At 63.4% G+C, this 16,207-nt stretch carries 14 protein-coding genes; 7 read left to right on the top strand and 7 right to left on the bottom strand.

Annotation, left to right across the window (positions count from 1 at the left end):
- Positions 1–545: 545 nt before the first annotated feature.
- Positions 546–3,425: a ribonucleoside-diphosphate reductase subunit alpha gene (locus tag ABI582_RS20215; RefSeq protein WP_174371742.1), complete on the bottom strand. Its 2,880-nt coding sequence runs from the start codon at positions 3,423–3,425 to the stop codon at positions 546–548.
- An 813-nt stretch (positions 3,426–4,238) separates the two neighbouring features.
- On the opposite strand from ABI582_RS20215, the gene ABI582_RS20220 reads away from it, so the two are divergent.
- Positions 4,239–4,937 carry a response regulator gene (locus ABI582_RS20220; RefSeq protein ID WP_442120097.1) on the top strand — a complete coding sequence of 233 codons (699 nt, stop codon included), beginning with the start codon at positions 4,239–4,241 and terminating at the stop codon, positions 4,935–4,937.
- The gene (locus tag ABI582_RS20225; RefSeq protein WP_442120098.1) at positions 4,934–6,541 is read left to right on the top strand and encodes an ATP-binding protein; all 1,608 of its coding nucleotides are present in this window, start codon (positions 4,934–4,936) and stop codon (positions 6,539–6,541) included. The genes ABI582_RS20220 and ABI582_RS20225 overlap by 4 nt, the downstream gene beginning before the upstream one ends.
- Positions 6,542–6,544: 3 nt before the next feature.
- On the opposite strand, the gene ABI582_RS20230 is transcribed toward ABI582_RS20225, so the two are convergent.
- Positions 6,545–7,246 carry a 4'-phosphopantetheinyl transferase family protein gene (locus ABI582_RS20230; protein WP_442120099.1) on the bottom strand — a complete coding sequence of 234 codons (702 nt, stop codon included), beginning with the start codon at positions 7,244–7,246 and terminating at the stop codon, positions 6,545–6,547.
- A 175-nt stretch (positions 7,247–7,421) separates the two neighbouring features.
- Positions 7,422–8,213: a dienelactone hydrolase family protein gene (locus ABI582_RS20235; protein WP_338744953.1), complete on the bottom strand. Its 792-nt coding sequence runs from the start codon at positions 8,211–8,213 to the stop codon at positions 7,422–7,424.
- Between the two features lie 129 nt (positions 8,214–8,342).
- Between ABI582_RS20235 and ABI582_RS20240 the strand changes: the two genes are divergently transcribed.
- The 4 genes from ABI582_RS20240 (at position 8,343) to ABI582_RS20255 (ending at position 12,834) form a co-directional block, all read left to right on the top strand.
- Positions 8,343–8,948, top strand: a complete 606-nt coding sequence (locus ABI582_RS20240) for an outer membrane beta-barrel protein (protein WP_338744952.1) — start codon at positions 8,343–8,345, stop codon at positions 8,946–8,948.
- A 131-nt stretch (positions 8,949–9,079) separates the two neighbouring features.
- Positions 9,080–9,757 carry a response regulator gene (locus tag ABI582_RS20245; protein ID WP_025340281.1) on the top strand — a complete coding sequence of 226 codons (678 nt, stop codon included), beginning with the start codon at positions 9,080–9,082 and terminating at the stop codon, positions 9,755–9,757.
- Positions 9,754–11,100, top strand: coding sequence for an ATP-binding protein (locus ABI582_RS20250; RefSeq protein ID WP_442120100.1), 1,347 nt, complete (start codon positions 9,754–9,756; stop codon positions 11,098–11,100). The genes ABI582_RS20245 and ABI582_RS20250 overlap by 4 nt, the downstream gene beginning before the upstream one ends.
- 411 nt (positions 11,101–11,511) lie before the next feature.
- Positions 11,512–12,834: a dicarboxylate/amino acid:cation symporter gene (locus ABI582_RS20255; RefSeq protein WP_338744950.1), complete on the top strand. Its 1,323-nt coding sequence runs from the start codon at positions 11,512–11,514 to the stop codon at positions 12,832–12,834.
- 74 nt (positions 12,835–12,908) lie between these two features.
- On the opposite strand, the gene tsaA is transcribed toward ABI582_RS20255, so the two are convergent.
- From tsaA to ABI582_RS20275, 4 genes are all read right to left on the bottom strand, one after another.
- Positions 12,909–13,601: a tRNA (N6-threonylcarbamoyladenosine(37)-N6)-methyltransferase TrmO gene (tsaA, locus tag ABI582_RS20260; RefSeq protein ID WP_442120101.1), complete on the bottom strand. Its 693-nt coding sequence runs from the start codon at positions 13,599–13,601 to the stop codon at positions 12,909–12,911.
- Positions 13,602–13,607: 6 nt separating this feature from the next.
- Complete coding sequence (locus ABI582_RS20265) at positions 13,608–14,069, bottom strand: DUF1456 family protein (RefSeq protein WP_442120102.1); 462 nt, start codon at positions 14,067–14,069, stop codon at positions 13,608–13,610.
- Positions 14,070–14,116: 47 nt separating this feature from the next.
- On the bottom strand, positions 14,117–14,827 hold the full coding sequence (locus tag ABI582_RS20270) for an rRNA pseudouridine synthase (protein WP_442120103.1): 711 nt from the start codon (positions 14,825–14,827) through the stop codon (positions 14,117–14,119).
- A 77-nt stretch (positions 14,828–14,904) separates the two neighbouring features.
- On the bottom strand, positions 14,905–15,357 hold the full coding sequence (locus ABI582_RS20275; protein WP_338744946.1) for a GNAT family N-acetyltransferase: 453 nt from the start codon (positions 15,355–15,357) through the stop codon (positions 14,905–14,907).
- 193 nt (positions 15,358–15,550) lie between these two features.
- Between ABI582_RS20275 and ABI582_RS20280 the strand changes: the two genes are divergently transcribed.
- Positions 15,551–16,171, top strand: coding sequence for a hypothetical protein (locus ABI582_RS20280; protein WP_442120104.1), 621 nt, complete (start codon positions 15,551–15,553; stop codon positions 16,169–16,171).
- Positions 16,172–16,207: the final 36 nt, after the last annotated feature.

Genomic DNA, 16,207 nt, shown 5'->3' on the forward strand with positions numbered 1-16,207 from the left:
TTGCGTGCGTCCGTTCACCAGGCTTGTGCCGGTTGCTACGGGGAAGGAGTGTAGCGACAAAAAGCGGATGGCACTACATGTTGTGCCTTTTTATTTTATAGGCACATTATGTGGTGGTGGTGCGATCTGTGTAGGAGCGGCCTTGTGTCGCGATAGGGGTGCGAAGCGCCCCCAGGATATCAGCTTCGCCGCATGAATCGCCGGGGCCGCTACGCGGCCCTATCGCGACACAAGGCCGCTCCTACCCGGACCGCGCCAAAATGCAGTGACCGGGTTAGCAGCGGTGGCTGCGTAGCGTTTCGACGATATGCGTCTTGGGGTGTTTGCGTGCGACTTCTACCGAGGTAAAACGGCCGGTTTCAGCATTGCGACCAATCTTGCGAGTTGCCACTTTTTTCCGCGCCATGGGCTTGCGTCCTGTTTTGAGAGGTCCTGCTCTTTTACCGAGCCGCAGTAGCGGTGGGCAAAGGGCAAGGTTTCTCTGGGGCACGGATACAAAAATGCCGCGCGGGGCACCCGTAGGCACCCCGCGCGGCATTCAGGCCTTACTGGCAGGCTTCGCAGTCAGGCTCGTCGATCGCGCAGGCCTTTGGCACTGGCGCTGGGCCGGCTGCCTGGACCGGGGCGCTGTCGCCACCGCTGGAAACGGCGTTGAGCTTGCCGGTGTTGATGGTCGACTTCTCGGTGCTGGTCGCGGCCAGGGCACGGAGGTAGTAGGTGGTTTTCAGGCCACGGTACCAGGCCATGCGGTAGGTCACGTCCAGCTTCTTGCCCGAGGCGCCGGCGATGTACAGGTTCAGCGATTGAGCCTGGTCGATCCACTTCTGGCGACGGGAAGCTGCGTCGACAATCCACTTGGTCTCGACTTCGAACGCGGTGGCGTACAGGTCTTTCAGCTCTTGCGGGATACGCTCGATCTGCTGCACCGAACCGTCGTAGTACTTCAGGTCGTTGATCATGACCGAGTCCCACAGGCCGCGGGCCTTCAGGTCACGGACCAGGTACGGGTTGATCACGGTGAACTCGCCCGACAGGTTCGATTTCACGTACAGGTTCTGGTAGGTCGGCTCGATCGACTGCGACACGCCGGTGATGTTGGCGATGGTCGCGGTTGGCGCGATGGCCATGATGTTCGAGTTACGAATACCTTTTTGTACGCGAGCACGCACCGGCGCCCAGTCCAGGGTCTCGTTCAGGTCGACGTCGATGTACTTCTGGCCACGGGCCTCGATCAGGATCTGTTGCGAATCCAGCGGCAGGATGCCTTTGGACCACAGCGAACCCTGGAAGGTCTCGTACGCGCCACGCTCGTCGGCCAGGTCGCAGGACGCCTGGATCGCGTAGTAGCTGACCGCTTCCATCGACTTGTCGGCGAACTCGACGGCAGCGTCGGAACCGTAGGCGATGTGCTGCAGGTACAGTGCGTCCTGGAAGCCCATGATGCCCAGGCCGACCGGGCGGTGCTTGAGGTTCGAGTTACGCGCCTGCGGCACCGAGTAGTAGTTGATGTCGATCACGTTGTCGAGCATGCGCACGGCGGTGTTCACGGTGCGTTGCAGCTTGACGGTATCCAGCTTGCCATCGACGATGTGGTTCGGCAGGTTGATCGAGCCCAGGTTGCAGACCGCGATCTCGTCCTTGTTGGTGTTCAAGGTGATCTCGGTGCACAGGTTCGAGCTGTGGACCACGCCCACGTGCTGCTGCGGCGAACGCAGGTTGCACGGGTCTTTGAAGGTCAGCCACGGGTGGCCGGTCTCGAACAGCATCGACAGCATCTTGCGCCACAGGTCTTTGGCCTGGATGGTCTTGAACACCTTGATCTTGTTGTACTCGGTCAGGGCTTCGTAGTACTCGTAGCGCTCTTCGAAGGCCTTGCCGGTCAGGTCGTGCAGGTCTGGCACTTCCGACGGCGAGAACAGGGTCCACTTGCCGTCATCGAAGACGCGCTTCATGAACAGGTCAGGGATCCAGTTGGCGGTGTTCATGTCGTGGGTACGACGACGGTCATCACCGGTGTTCTTGCGCAGCTCGATGAACTCTTCGATGTCCAGGTGCCAGGTTTCCAGGTAGGCACACACAGCGCCTTTGCGCTTGCCACCCTGGTTGACGGCAACGGCGGTGTCGTTGACCACTTTCAGGAACGGCACGACGCCCTGGGATTTACCGTTGGTGCCCTTGATGTAGGAGCCCAGTGCACGCACAGGGGTCCAGTCATTGCCCAGGCCACCGGCGAATTTCGACAGCATGGCGTTGTCGTGGATCGCGTGGTAGATGCCCGACAGGTCGTCCGGCACGGTGGTCAGGTAGCAGCTGGACAGCTGCGGGCGCAGGGTACCGGCGTTGAACAGGGTCGGGGTCGAGGCCATGTAGTCGAACGACGACAACAGGTTGTAGAACTCGATCGCACGGGCTTCCTTGTCTTTCTCTTCCAGCGCCAGGCCCATGGCCACACGCATGAAGAACACCTGAGGCAGCTCGAAGCGCACGCCATCCTTGTGGATGAAGTAACGGTCGTACAGGGTTTGCAGGCCCAGGTAGGTGAACTGCTGGTCGCGCTCGTGGTTGATCGCCTTGCCCAGTTTTTCCAGGTCGAAGTCGGCCAGGGCCGGGTTCAGCAGCTCGAACTCGATACCTTTGGCGATGTAGGCCGGCAGGGCCTTGGCGTACAGGTCAGCCATCTCGTGGTGGGTGGCGCTGTCGGCAACGTTGAGGAAGCCCAGGCCTTCGGCACGCAGGGTGTCCATCAGCAGGCGGGCGGTCACGAACGAGTAGTTCGGCTCGCGCTCGACCAGGGTACGGGCGGTCATCACCAGGGCGGTGTTGACGTCCTTGATGGCTACGCCGTCGTACAGGTTCTTCAGGGTTTCGCGCTGGATCAGGTCGCCATCGACTTCAGCCAGGCCTTCGCAGGCTTCGCTGATGATGGTGTTCAGGCGGGCCATGTCGAGCGGCGCCAGGCTGCCGTCAGCCAGGGTGATGCGGATGCTTGGGTGCGGCTCGACCACGGCGTCGGTGTTGGCGCGGGTGGCACGCTCCTTGGCGCGCTGGTCGCGGTAGATCACGTAGTCGCGGGCAACTTTCTGCTCTCCGGCGCGCATCAGGGCCAGTTCTACCTGGTCCTGGATTTCTTCGATGTGGATGGTGCCACCCGATGGCATGCGACGTTTGAACGTGGCGGTAACCTGTTCGGTCAGGCGCGCGACGGTGTCGTGGATGCGCGACGAGGCGGCGGCGGTGCCGCCTTCAACTGCAAGGAACGCCTTGGTGATGGCAACGGTGATCTTGTCGTCGGTGTAGGGGACGACAGTACCGTTACGCTTGATCACGCGCAGTTGGCCAGGGGCGGTGGCGGCCAGATCCTGGTTGGAATCGGCGGCCTGCGGCACCTTGGCCTGCGGGTTCTCGCGAGTTGTGTCGGTTTGCATGGGTGGGTGTCTCCACAGTTTCTATATTGTTCAGGCGCCTTTTGGGCGCCCACCGTTCCGTCCACTTGCTCGATGACCCGGCGGGGGATGCGCAATGCATGCGCATCCGCCCGCACGGGTGTACCGACTTCGGGACAGACTCAGGAATAAGGGGCAATAGCTTGCCGCTCCCTGGCCGAAGTCAAAGGTTCTGGGTAAATCCCAAAAACCGGTGCTGATGAGTGCCAGGCGTTGCCTGCAACACTCATACCCGAACAACGCCCTGAAAGGGCTTGCCTCGGTCGCCTCCGCAGGAGCGGTTTGGCTGCTGAAATCACCTGAAGTTCAGCTCGGAAAATCGCTTGATTTTGCGGGTTGACTTTTGTGTGTGATTTTGCACGAACCCCTATATGTAGTGGTTCGCTGCGTTCGGGATACAAGATAATGCGGTATTGGGGGCTTTGCAAGGCGAGCGCCTGTGGATAACGTGTGCGTACTTTGTGAGTGAATGGTGGGTATTCGCTGTAGGCCTTGTGCCAAGTGGTTTGCAGTATTTTTCTGCGCCTTGCTGCCCCCGGGCAGTTTTTTTCGGGCGCGAACCGTATCACAAAAAACGGTTCAGTCGAGGGGCGGCGGGCGGGTTGGCAGCGCCGGAGGTGCTACTGAGTATCCAGGGGGGATGTTGCCTTTTGGTTAAAGGGTTATGTTCCCTGTACCGGCCCCTTCGCAGCACAAGGCTGCTCCTACAGAAGAGCGCCGTATCCTGTAGGAGCAGCCTTGTGCTGCGAAGAGGCCGGGACAGCTAATAAAAAACAACAAGCAAAGGCAGAGGCCATGGACCACCCCGTACCCCGCATCCTCATCGTCGAAGACGACCAGCGCCTGGCCGAGCTCACCGCCGAGTACCTGCAGGCCAACGGCTTCGAGGTCGCGGTGGAGGGCGATGGCGCCCGCGCCGCCCGGCGCATCGTCGAAAGCCAGCCCGATCTGGTTATTCTCGACCTCATGCTGCCCGGCGAGGACGGCCTGAGCATCTGCCGCCGGGTACGCAGCCAGTACCCGGGGCCGATCCTCATGCTCACCGCACGCAGCGACGAACTCGACCAGGTCCAGGGCCTGGACCTTGGCGCCGACGACTATGTCTGCAAACCGGTACGTCCACGCCTGCTGCTGGCGCGTATCCAGGCCCTGCTGCGGCGCAGCGAAGCCGTGGACAGCAAGCGCCAGGAGCTGGCGTTTGGCGCACTGCGTATCGACAACCGTCTGCGCGAGGCGCGCCTGGGCGACCAGCTGATCGAGCTGACCGGTGCCGAGTTCGACCTGCTCTGGCTGCTGGCCAGCAACGCCGGCCGGGTACTGACCCGTGAACAGATCTTCACCGCGCTGCGTGGCGTCGGCTACGACGGCCAGGACCGTTCCATCGACATACGCATCTCGAAGATCCGCCCCAAGATCGGCGATGACCCGCTTCAGCCACGGCTGATCAAGACCCTGCGCAGCAAGGGCTACCTGTTTGTCGGCGAAACGCCATGAACAACTCGATCTTTCTGCGCATCTACGGCGGCATGCTGGCGGTGCTGGTGCTGGTGGCCCTGCTCGGCGTGCTCAGCCTGCACCTGGTCAATGAAGTGCGCGCCGCCCAGCACCGGGAGGGCTTGGCCCAGGGTACCTTCAGCCTGATGGCTGACAACTTGGCACAGCAGAATGCAACTGAACGCAAACGCTCGCTGCTGATCTGGGAGCGATTGCTCGGTGTGCCGCTGGCGCTGCAACCGATGACTGGGCGCAGCCTCGACGGCGGCCAGCGGGCGCGCCTGTATCGCGGCCTGGTGGTGGTCGAGAAGACTGGCCCGCATGCGGCGCAAGTGCTGCGCAAGGTCGGCCAGGAAGACCTGATGCTGGTGGCGCAGATCAAACAGATAAGCGAGCAACTGGCGCGGGCCACCCTGTATCTGCTGGCCGATGAACTGGTGCGCTACCCGATCACCGAGCAGCAGCAGCGGCTGGAACAGATCAAGCAGGAAAAGGGCTTCGGTTTTGGCGTCGCCCTGCAGCGCATCGAGCGGGTCAGCCTGGATGATGACCAGCGGCGCCGGGTCGAGGAGGGCGACACAGTCATGGCGCTGGGCAAGGATGGCGACTCGATCCGTGTGTTTGCCGGGCTGGCAGGCTCGCCCTGGGTGCTGGAAATCGGCCCGTTGTACCAGCTCAACCCGTATCCGCCGCAGTTGCTGATCCTGATTGCTTTCCTCGGCCTGTGCCTGATCGGCCTGGTGGTCTACCTGCTGGTGCGCCAGCTGGAGCGCCGGGTGTCGGGTCTGGAGATTGCCGCCACACGCATCGCCCAGGGCAGCCTGGACACCCGCGTGCCCGCCGGTGACGCCGACTCGGTAGGGCGCCTGGCCGCCGCCTTCAACGGCATGGCCGAGCACCTTCAGCGCTCGCTGACCATGCAACGCGAGCTGGTGCGGGCGGTGTCCCATGAGTTGCGCACGCCGGTTGCACGCCTGCGCTTTGGCCTGGAGATGATCGAAACTGCCACCACCGAACAGGCGCGGGCCAAGCACCTGGCCGGCATGGACGGGGATATCCAGGACCTCGACAAGCTGGTCGACGAAATGCTGACCTACGCCCGCCTGGAGCAAGGCGCGCCGGCCCTGAAGTTCCAGCGGGTCGACCTGGATGCCTTGCTCGCGCGGGTGATCGAAGAGCTGGCACCGTTGCGTGCCGAGGTGCGGGTCGTGCGCGGCGACTGCCAGGGCGCGGATGCCGAAGGCGCCTGGGTCGAGGCCGAGCCGCGTTACTTGCACCGGGCGCTGCAGAACCTTGTCGGCAACGCCATGCGCCATGCCGGGTCTGAGGTGCGCGTGAGTTACCAGTTGGGGCAGCAGCGGTGCCGCATTGATGTCGAAGATGACGGGCCGGGGATCCCCGAGGGCTTCTGGGACCGCATCTTCACCCCGTTCACCCGCCTGGATGACAGCCGCACCCGTGCTTCGGGTGGGCACGGCCTGGGCCTGTCGATCGTGCGGCGAATCATTTACTGGCACACGGGCCGGGCAACGGTGGGGCGTAGCGAAGCGTTGGGTGGCGCCTGCTTCAGCCTGAACTGGCCACGCCAACAAGCACCACAGTAAAGGTCAGACGCTGACCAGGCTGAGCAGGTGGCCGTCCTGCAGGCAGAACTGGCCCTGCAAGGTTGTGCCATGGCGCCACTGCGGCGACAGATCAGTGAGCAGGCGCAGATGGGCCAGGCCTTCGGCGGACCAGTCGAGTACTTCGGCGTGCTCGAAGTAGAAGCGCTGGCGGGTTAGCGGGTAGAGGGTCTTGAACAGGCTTTCCTTCAGCGAGAAGGTCAGGGTGACCGTCAGGCCGAGTTGACGGCGGTCCAGGCGTTCGAGCTCGGGCGAGGTGAGGATTTCGGCCATCAACCGTTCGGCGCGTTCGTCATCCAGCAAGGCTTCCTGATCCAGGCCCAGGCCCTGGCAACTGCCCTCGGCAGCGACTACGGCGGCGGCCCAGCCTTTGCCGTGGGTGATCGAGCCGTGGATGCCCGCCGGCCAGATTGGCGAGCGGTCCTCATGGGTGCCGGGCACGTAGTCGCGACCGTCCAGGCGCTGCAGCGCGGCGCGCGCGCATACGCGACCGGCCAGGTACTCAGCCTGGCGCTTGGCCACCGAGCGCTGCAGGCTGGCGCTGGGCACGACGCCGGCGCGCTGGAAGTCGTCGGGTGCCAGGCGGGCAGGGTCGAAGGCGCAACTGAACAGCACCGCCCCGGGCAGCGGGCGGGGCAGGGGCCAGTGGTGCTGGAGTGGGGCGCAGCAGGCGGGGAGAATGTTCATGGGGGCTATTGTGCCAGCCGCAGCGGCGGTGTGGGAGGTGGGATTGCTGGGGCTGCGTTGCAGCCCATCGCCGGCAAGCCAGCTCCCACAGGTGTTGCGCAGCGCTTGAGGTTTGCGCAGTGCTTGTGGGAGCTGGCTTGCCGGCGATGGGCCGCAAAGCGGCCCCCGACAATCCTTATTTGAACACCTTCTTGAAGAACGCCTGCATATCCGCCCAGGAGCTCTCGTCCGCGGCCTTGTTATAGCCAATGTCCGGCCCCCCATGTTCGCCATGGCTCAGCCGGTCAGCATCGGGGTTGGTAAACCCATGCTTGGCACCGTCAATACTGACGAACTGGTAGTTGACCTTGGCCGCATCCATTTCTGCCTTGAACGCGTCCACCTGCTGCTGGGTGACCATGCTGTCCGCAGCGCCATGTTCAACCAGGATGTCCGCCCGCACTACGCCAGGCTTGGCCGGCGTCTGGGTGGCCAGCGCGCCATGGAAGCTCACCACGCCGTCCAGCTTCTCGCCCCTACGTGCGGCATCAAGCACCACCTTGCCGCCAAAGCAGTAGCCCACAGCACCCAGTTGGTGCTTGTTGACGTTCGGCTGCTTTTTCAACAGCTCCAGGCCCGCGTCGAAGCGTGCTGCTGCTGCGGCCGGGTCCTTCATCGCTTCGGCCATGAATGCCTGGGCGTCCTGTGGATGCTCGGTGTGCTTGCCATCGCCGTACATGTCGATGGCCAGCGCTTTGTAGCCCAGGGCCGCGAGGTCCCGTGCACGACGCTTGGCATAGTCGTTCAGGCCCCACCATTCATGCACCACGACGATACCTGGGCGTTTGTCGTCCAGCGCATCGTCGTAGGCATAGTAGCCGACCAGGCGGTTGCCTTCGGCGTCCTGGTAGGGGATCTCGCGGGTCACCACGGCCGCCTGGGCGAGGGCGGCGCTGCACATCAGGGTCAGGGCCAGCAGGGCACGCATCTTTACTACTCCTTGTCTTGCAGACAGTTCGTTCAGCCGGGGTTCAGCCAGGGTTCAGTCGCGGTTCAGGGTGCCCTCCTTACTCTAGCTTCCAGACCGAAACAGCGCACCCAACTGGAGTAACCAGCCATGAAATCCTTCAACACCCTGCTTGCCGCCATGGCCGTCTGTGCCGCTGGCATCACCACTGCCCAGGCCGCCGACGACAACTTCGCCAGCCTCACCTACGGCCAGACCAGCGACAAGGTTCGCAAATCGGGCCTGCTGCAGCGCAACACCGACCACCTCAACGCCGATGGCATCATCGGCAAGGATGACACCTGGGGTGTACGTGTGGGCAAGATCAACGACCAGGGGCGTTACTACATGACCTATGACAACGTCTCGGGCGACCACAGTGGACTGAAGTTGCGCCAGGAAAACCTGCTCGGCAGCTACGACCTGTTCCTGCCGGTGGGCGATACCACCAAACTGTTCGGCGGGGGCAGCCTGGGCATGACCAAGCTCACCCAGGACTCGCCAGGCGCCAGCCGGGATACCGACTACGGTTATGCCTACGGCCTGCAGGCCGGTGTGATCCAGGACATCACCGACAAGGCTTCGGTGGAACTGGGCTACCGTTACCTGCGCACCAATGCCGCGACCGAAGTGGGCGCGCATGGCGGGCCGAAAGACGGCACCCTGCGCCTGACCAGCAGCGCGCAGACATACCTGGCTGCTTCCTACAAGTTCTGACGGGCGAGCCGCGTTATCCTGTACCGGCCCTTCGCAGCACAAGGCTGCTCCTACAGGAATACCACCCCCTGTAGGAGCAGCCTTGTGCTGCGAAGAGGCCGGTACAGGCAATACACATTAAGGAGCTGCACATGAAACTGCTGGTGGTCGAGGACGAAGCCCTGCTTCGCCATCACCTCTACACCCGCCTGGGCGAAAGCGGCCATGTGGTCGAGGCGGTCGCCGATGCAGAAGAGGCGCTTTACCAGGCCGGGCAGTACCACTTCGACCTGGCCATCATCGACCTGGGCCTGCCCGGTATCAGTGGCCTGGAGCTGATCACGCGCTTGCGCAGCCAGGACAAGACCTTCCCCATTCTCATCCTCACCGCCCGCGGCAACTGGCAGGACAAGGTCGAGGGCCTGGCCGCCGGTGCCGACGACTATCTGGTCAAACCGTTCCAGTTCGAAGAGCTGGAAGCGCGGCTGAATGCCCTGTTGCGCCGCTCCAGCGGCTTCACCCAATCGACCATCGCCGCAGGCCCCTTGGTACTCGACCTCAACCGCAAGCAGGCCACCCTCGACGAACAGCCCCTGGCGCTGACTGCCTACGAATACCGCATTCTGGAATACCTCATGCGCCATCATCAGCAGGTGGTGGCCAAGGATCGCCTGATGGAGCAGCTGTACCCGGGGGACGAGGAGCGCGACCCCAATGTCATCGAAGTACTGGTCGGCCGCCTGCGCCGCAAGCTAGAGGGCGAGCACGGCTTCAAACCCATCGACACCGTGCGCGGCCTGGGCTATCTGTTCACCGAGCGCTGCCGATGATCCGCTCGCTGCGGGTACGCCTGATGCTCGCCGCAGCGGTACTGGCACTGCTGTTCATGCTGGCGCTGCTGCCGGCCTTGCAGAAGGCCTTCAGCCTGGCCTTGCAGGAGTCCATCGAGCAGCGCCTGGCGTCGGATGTGACCACGCTGATTTCCGCCGCGCGTATCGAGCATGGCGGGCTACAGATGCCGACACTGCTACCGGACGAGCGCTATAACCTGCCCTACACGGGCCTGCTCGGTTATATCTTTGACCGCGACGGCAACCTGGTCTGGCAGTCACGGGCCACCGCCGACCGGCACATCAACTATCGCCCGCGCTATGACGGGCGCGGCAACGAATTCGCTCGCATTCACCAGGCCGATGGCGAAGAGTTCTTCGTATACGACGTCGAGATCAAGCTGCTGGGGGGCCAGAGCGCTGCCTACAGCATTGTTGCCCTGCAGCCGGTGAGCGAGTACAAGGCCACCCTAAATGGCCTGCGCGAGAAGCTCTACCTGGGCTTCGGTGCTGCTTTGCTGGCGCTGATGGTGCTGCTATGGGCTGGCCTGACCTGGGGCCTGCGCTCGTTGCGCCGGCTTAGCCACGAGCTGGATGAAGTGGAGTCGGGCGCGCGCGATGGCCTGAGCGGCGAGCACCCGCGCGAGCTGCTGCGCCTCACCCGTTCGCTCAACCGCCTGTTGCGCAGTGAGCGTGAGCAGCGTACGCGCTACCGCGACTCGCTGGACGACCTGGCGCACAGCCTGAAGACGCCGCTGGCGGTGTTGCAAGGCGTGGGCGAAAGCCTGCAGCAGCGCAGCGGTGAGCGCGAGCAGGCGCGGGTGCTGCAAAGCCAGATCGAGCGCATGAGCCAGCAGATCGACTATCAGCTGCAACGCGCCAGCCTGCGCAAGAGCGGCCTGGTGCGCCACAGCGTGAGGCTGCGGCCGTTGCTCGACAGCCTGTGCAGCACCTTGGCCAAGGTATACCGGGACAAGCAGGTGAGCGTGGCGCTGGAAATGCCCGATGCGGCACAGGTGCCGATGGAGCAGGGCGCCTTGCTGGAAATGCTCGGCAACCTGCTGGAAAACGCCTACCGCCTGAGCCTGGGCGAGGTGCGGGTGAGCCTTGAGCAGGGGCCCGGCCAGTTGACCTTGTGTATCGAAGACGATGGGCCTGGGGTGCCGGCCGATCAGCGTGAGCGCATCCTGGAGCGCGGTGAGCGGCTGGACAGCCAGCACCCGGGGCAGGGGATCGGGCTGGCAGTGGTCAAGGATATTGTCGACAGCTATGACGCCGAGCTGAGCCTGGGGGATTCGCCCTTGGGCGGGGCTGCGTTCAGGATCACCTTCCACCTCGATTGATTTACTGGCGTTGCCGGCCTCTTCGCGGGTAAACCCGCTCCCACAGGGTCCGCACCGCTTTCAGACCCTGTGCAGTACCTGTGGGAGCGGGTTTACCCGCGAAGAGGCCAGTTCAGGCAAATCGCGATGGGCGGATTCCCGCCATCCCCCCTGTACAAAACCCGCCACCGGGCGGAAATCCGCCAGCCTTCCTCAGGCAAATCGCCCTGTCGTTGGGCATTTATCCCTGGCAAATACGGCCCTTGCACCCTTCATGGGCATTTTGGCACCACCCTTGCTATTGATCTTCGCAGAGGCCTGCCCAGGCAGCTCGAACACAACGACAAATCCCTCCAAGTGCAGGAGGGTTAGCGATTCAGGTGCCCCACCACCCTGGGAAGGGTGAACCGGCACACTTGAGGAAAATGAGCCATGACGACACGTCAGCCGCTGTACAAATCCCTGTATGTCCAGGTGATCGTTGCCATCACCATCGGCATCCTGCTCGGCCACTACTACCCGGAAACGGGCGTCGCCCTTAAACCCTTGGGTGACGGCTTCGTCAAACTGATCAAGATGGTCATTGCCCCGATCATCTTCTGCACCGTGGTCAGCGGCATCGCCGGCATGCAGAGCATGAAGTCGGTCGGCAAGACTGGCGGCTACGCGCTGCTGTACTTTGAAATCGTCTCCACCATCGCCCTGATCATCGGCCTCGTCGTCGTCAACGTGGTCAAGCCGGGCGCTGGCATGCACATCGACGTCAGCACCCTGAACGCCAGCAGCGTGGCCGCCTACGCCGCCGCCGGCGCACAGCAGTCCACCGTCGGCTTCCTGCTCAACGTCATCCCCAACACCGTGGTGGGTGCCTTCGCCAACGGCGACATCCTGCAGGTGCTGATGTTCTCCGTGCTGTTCGGCTTTGCCCTGCACCGCCTGGGCAGCTACGGCAAGCCGTTGCTGGACATGATCGACCGCTTCGCCCATGTCATGTTCAACATCATCAACATGATCATGAAGCTGGCCCCGATCGGTGCTTTCGGCGCCATGGCCTTCACCATCGGCCAGTACGGCGTTGGTTCGCTGGTGCAACTGGGCTACCTGATGGCGTGCTTCTACATCACCTGCCTGCTGTTCGTGCTGGTGGTGCTGGGCGGTATCTGCCGCGCCCACGGCTTTAGCGTGCTCAAGCTGATCCGCTACATCCGTGAAGAGCTGCTGATCGTGCTGGGTACTTCCTCCTCGGAATCGGCCCTGCCACGCATGCTGGCCAAGATGGAGCGCCTGGGCGCGAAGAAGTCGGTCGTTGGCCTGGTCATCCCGACCGGTTACTCGTTCAACCTGGACGGCACCTCGATCTACCTGACCATGGCTGCGGTGTTCATCGCCCAGGCCACCGACACCACCATGGACATCACCCATCAGATCACCCTGCTGCTGGTGCTGCTGGTGGCTTCCAAAGGTGCTGCCGGCGTGACCGGTTCGGGCTTCATCGTGCTGGCCGCCACCCTGTCGGCTGTTGGCCACCTGCCGGTTGCCGGCCTGGCGCTGATCCTCGGCATCGACCGCTTCATGTCCGAAGCCCGCGCACTGACCAACCTGGTGGGCAACGCCGTTGCCACCGTGGTCGTGGCCAAGTGGGTCAAGGAAATGGACAACGACAAGCTGGCCTCGGAGCTCGCCTCTGGTGGTGCACCGCTGGTCGATACCCGTCCGACCGATGACCTGGGCGTGGCCGAAGGCCCGGCTCGCTGATCGCGCGGCTGTAGAACGAGAAAGGCGACCTTCGGGTCGCCTTTTTCATGTGCGCTGTTCGCGTCGGTGCGCAGTCAGGCCAGCACCACCTCCAACACCCGGATCACCTCCGGCTGAGGGTAATGCCACCTCACCTGCACATCCCAGAACTTCACCCCGTACACCCGCTCGGCCGGTGGTACCTGGTAGGCCGGTCGCGGGTCTTGCGCCAGGCATTGTTCGATCAGTTCTACCAGCGGTTCAGCCAGGCGCAGTGCGTGCTCGCGGGCTTGGGGCAAGGCGTTTTCGCCCCACTGCACTGCAATCGCGCCGGGCGCGGCGCTGGCCATCTGGTTGCTGGCGTCTGCAATGCTGTCGGCATATGGCACATAAGGCTTGATGTCCAGCACCGGCGTGCCATCGAGCAGGTCGATCCCGGACAGCAACAGGCGCCCGGGCTCCACACTCTCCAGGCGTACCACCGACTGGCCGATGCCGTTTGGCCGGTGGGTGGCACGGGTGGCGAACACCCCCATGCTCTTGTTGCCGCCCAGACGCGGTGGCCGCACTTTCAGACGCGGCTTGTCCTCGAGGGCCTGGTGAAACAGGAACAGCAGCCAGACATGGCTGACCTGCTCCAGGCCTTCGACCGCATCACCCTGGTCGAACGGCGGCAGCAGTTCGAGCACGCCCCGCGCCGCAGGCGCCAGTTGGGGCTGGCGCGGGATGGCGAATTTTTCCTTGAAGCAGGAGCGGACAATGCCGACGGGTGCAACCGTATGCTGCATGGTCACTCAGCCGCGCACGCGCTGGGTCAGGCCTTTGAGGAAGTTGCGCAGCAACTGGTCGCCGCAGGGGCGATAGTTTTCATGGCCGGCCTTGCGGAACAGCGCGCTGAGTTCAGGCTTGCTGACCGGGAAGCCGACCGACTTGAGGATCGCGTGCCGGTCGTCTTCGTTGAGTTCGAAGGCCACCCGCAGCTTCTTGAGGATGAGGTTGTTGGTCACTGGCAGCTCGATCGGCTGCGGCGGGCGGCTGTCGTCCTTGCCGCGGCGGTGGATCACCAGGCCATCAAGAAAGTGCGCCATCACCCGATCAGGGCAACGTACGAAGCCTGCCTCTTCTTCCTTCTTCAGGTAGGTGGCCAGGACCTGGGGGTGCACTTCGAGGCCGGAAAGGCCGATGATCTCGGCCATCTTGGCGTCGTTCACGTTGAGCATGTAGCGCAGGCTGCGCAGGACGTCGTTGTGGTTCATTGCTGCTGAATCCTGTTCAGGTGCCACGCTTGTGCGTGGCGTGTTGCTTAGAAACGTTCGGTAGTAGCCATGTAGCGCCATTGGCCTAGGGGCAGCTTGCCCATCGACACGCCACCCAGGCGAATGCGGCGCATGCTGACCAGTTCCAGGCGCAGGTACGCGCACAGCTCGGCGATCTGCCCAGGCTGGGGGTTTTTCACGACCATACGCAGGTGGGTCTCGTTCTGCCAGCTGGCCTTGGCCTTGGGCAGCTCGCGGTCATTGCGCGTGGCACCGCGCGCCAGGCGTTCCAGCGCCTGGGGGGTAGTCTCGCCGCGCACTTCGACAATGAACTCCTGCTCCAGGCGACGCAGGTCGGCCTCGATCTTGCGACTTACCCGCCAGTCCTGGGTGAATACCTGCAGGCCGCTGGCGCCGCGCTCGAGCGGTGCCACGCAGGCCTGGCGGTTAAAGTGCCCATGCAGGGCGCGTACGCCTTCGCGGTGCGCCTCGCTGAGGTTGTCCATGTTCATGCTGGCACGCGCGCTTTCGCTGTCCACGCCGGCCGCTTGGTTCAGCAGCAGGGTTACCGGCTCCAGTGCTTCGACGCGGGCACCCGGGAGCAGCGCGACGTTCTGGTGTTCGACCTTGAACTGCGGCTGCTCGACCACCACGCCGTCGACCGTGACCCAGCCACCTTCGATATAGAGCTCGGCATCGCGGCGAGAGCAGCCAAGTTGCTCGATAAGGCGTTTGGACAGGCGGACGGGTTCGGACATGACGGCAATTCGCAAAGGCAGGGAAAGGCCAACATTGTACCTGCCTGAGCGGCAGAGGGGCTGGGAATCTGTGTCATTTACGCCATTTTGCCAAGGCGCATGTGCAGCAGAGGGTAGGGCTGGCCCAGGCCGTCGGTTTCCGAACGGCCGATTACCTCGAAGCCTTCATGCAGGTAAAAGCCCAAGGCCTGAGGGTTTTGCTCGTTGACGTCCAGGCGCTCGGCGTTCAGCTCGTCGATCGCATAGTGCAGCAGGCGCTTGCCCACCCCTTTGCCACGGTAGTCCGGTGCAACAAACAGCATGTCCACGCGCCCGTTGGCGACCCCGGCAAAGCCACAGATCCGTTGCCGGTCCTTGCAGCAGATCAGCATCACTGCGTCGAGGTAGCGGCGCAGTACCTGTTCGCGCAGTAAAACAATGTAGCCCTCTGGCAGGAAGTCGTGAGTGGCACGTACCGAGTCCTCCCACACCTGCACAAGTTCGCCGTAGTCGCGCAAGTGCGGGGTTTGCAGCGTCAATAGCGATGGCATGCCGGTGGTCCTCCATGGCGATCAGGAAAACATAGCAGGCCAACCACCGGTCGGCTTGTCCGCGCGGCGCTTGAAGCGTGGGGCGCAGGGGTCTATTAGTTAAGCGTGGGTAAAAATCCCACACAAAGAAAGCACTGAAAAACAAGATTTCTGCTGATTTGGCGTTCTCGTGGCGACGACCTGGAGACGGACTATGCAAATCCACCTGCTGTTCAAGAAGGCTTTACTGGCGGTTGCCGTGGCTGGCGTGCTGTCGACGTCCATTGTTTTGATCCCTGACTCGATTTCTCATGGCTCCAGCGCCTACGCCAAAGATGGCGGTGGTGGTGGTGGTGGCCACGGCGGCGGCGGAGGAGGCGGCGGCGGCGGTGGCCACGGTGGCGGCGGCGGAGGTGGTGGTGGCCACGGTGGTGGCGGCGGAAGCGGCGGAGGTGGTGGCGGCCACGGTGGCGGCAGCGGAAGCGGTGGTGGAAGTGGCGGCGGTGGTGGCCACGGCAGTGGCGGTGACGGCGGCGGCCATGCCGGCAACAGTGGCAGCGGCCATGGCAACTCCGGCCTGGGCCACGCCGGTGATTCAAATGCTGGGCGCAGCGGCAACCATGCTGAAGCGGGTGACGATCATGGCAATCACGTGGGTGGTGAGCCCGGTGACGATCATGGCAACCATGTTGGCGGTGAGCCCGGGGATGATCATGGTAATCATGTCGGCGGCGAGCCTGGCGATGATCACGGCAATCACGTTGGTGGTGAACCTGGTGACGATCACGGCAACCATGTGGGTGGCGAACCGGGTGATGACAACAGCAGGAGCTGACAGGCGTTGATCAGCCCAACCTTACCCCCCTCGATG

The organism is Pseudomonas sp. SAS7 (assembly GCF_052112345.1).
In the GTDB taxonomy this organism is placed as follows: domain Bacteria; phylum Pseudomonadota; class Gammaproteobacteria; order Pseudomonadales; family Pseudomonadaceae; genus Aquipseudomonas; species Aquipseudomonas putida_Q.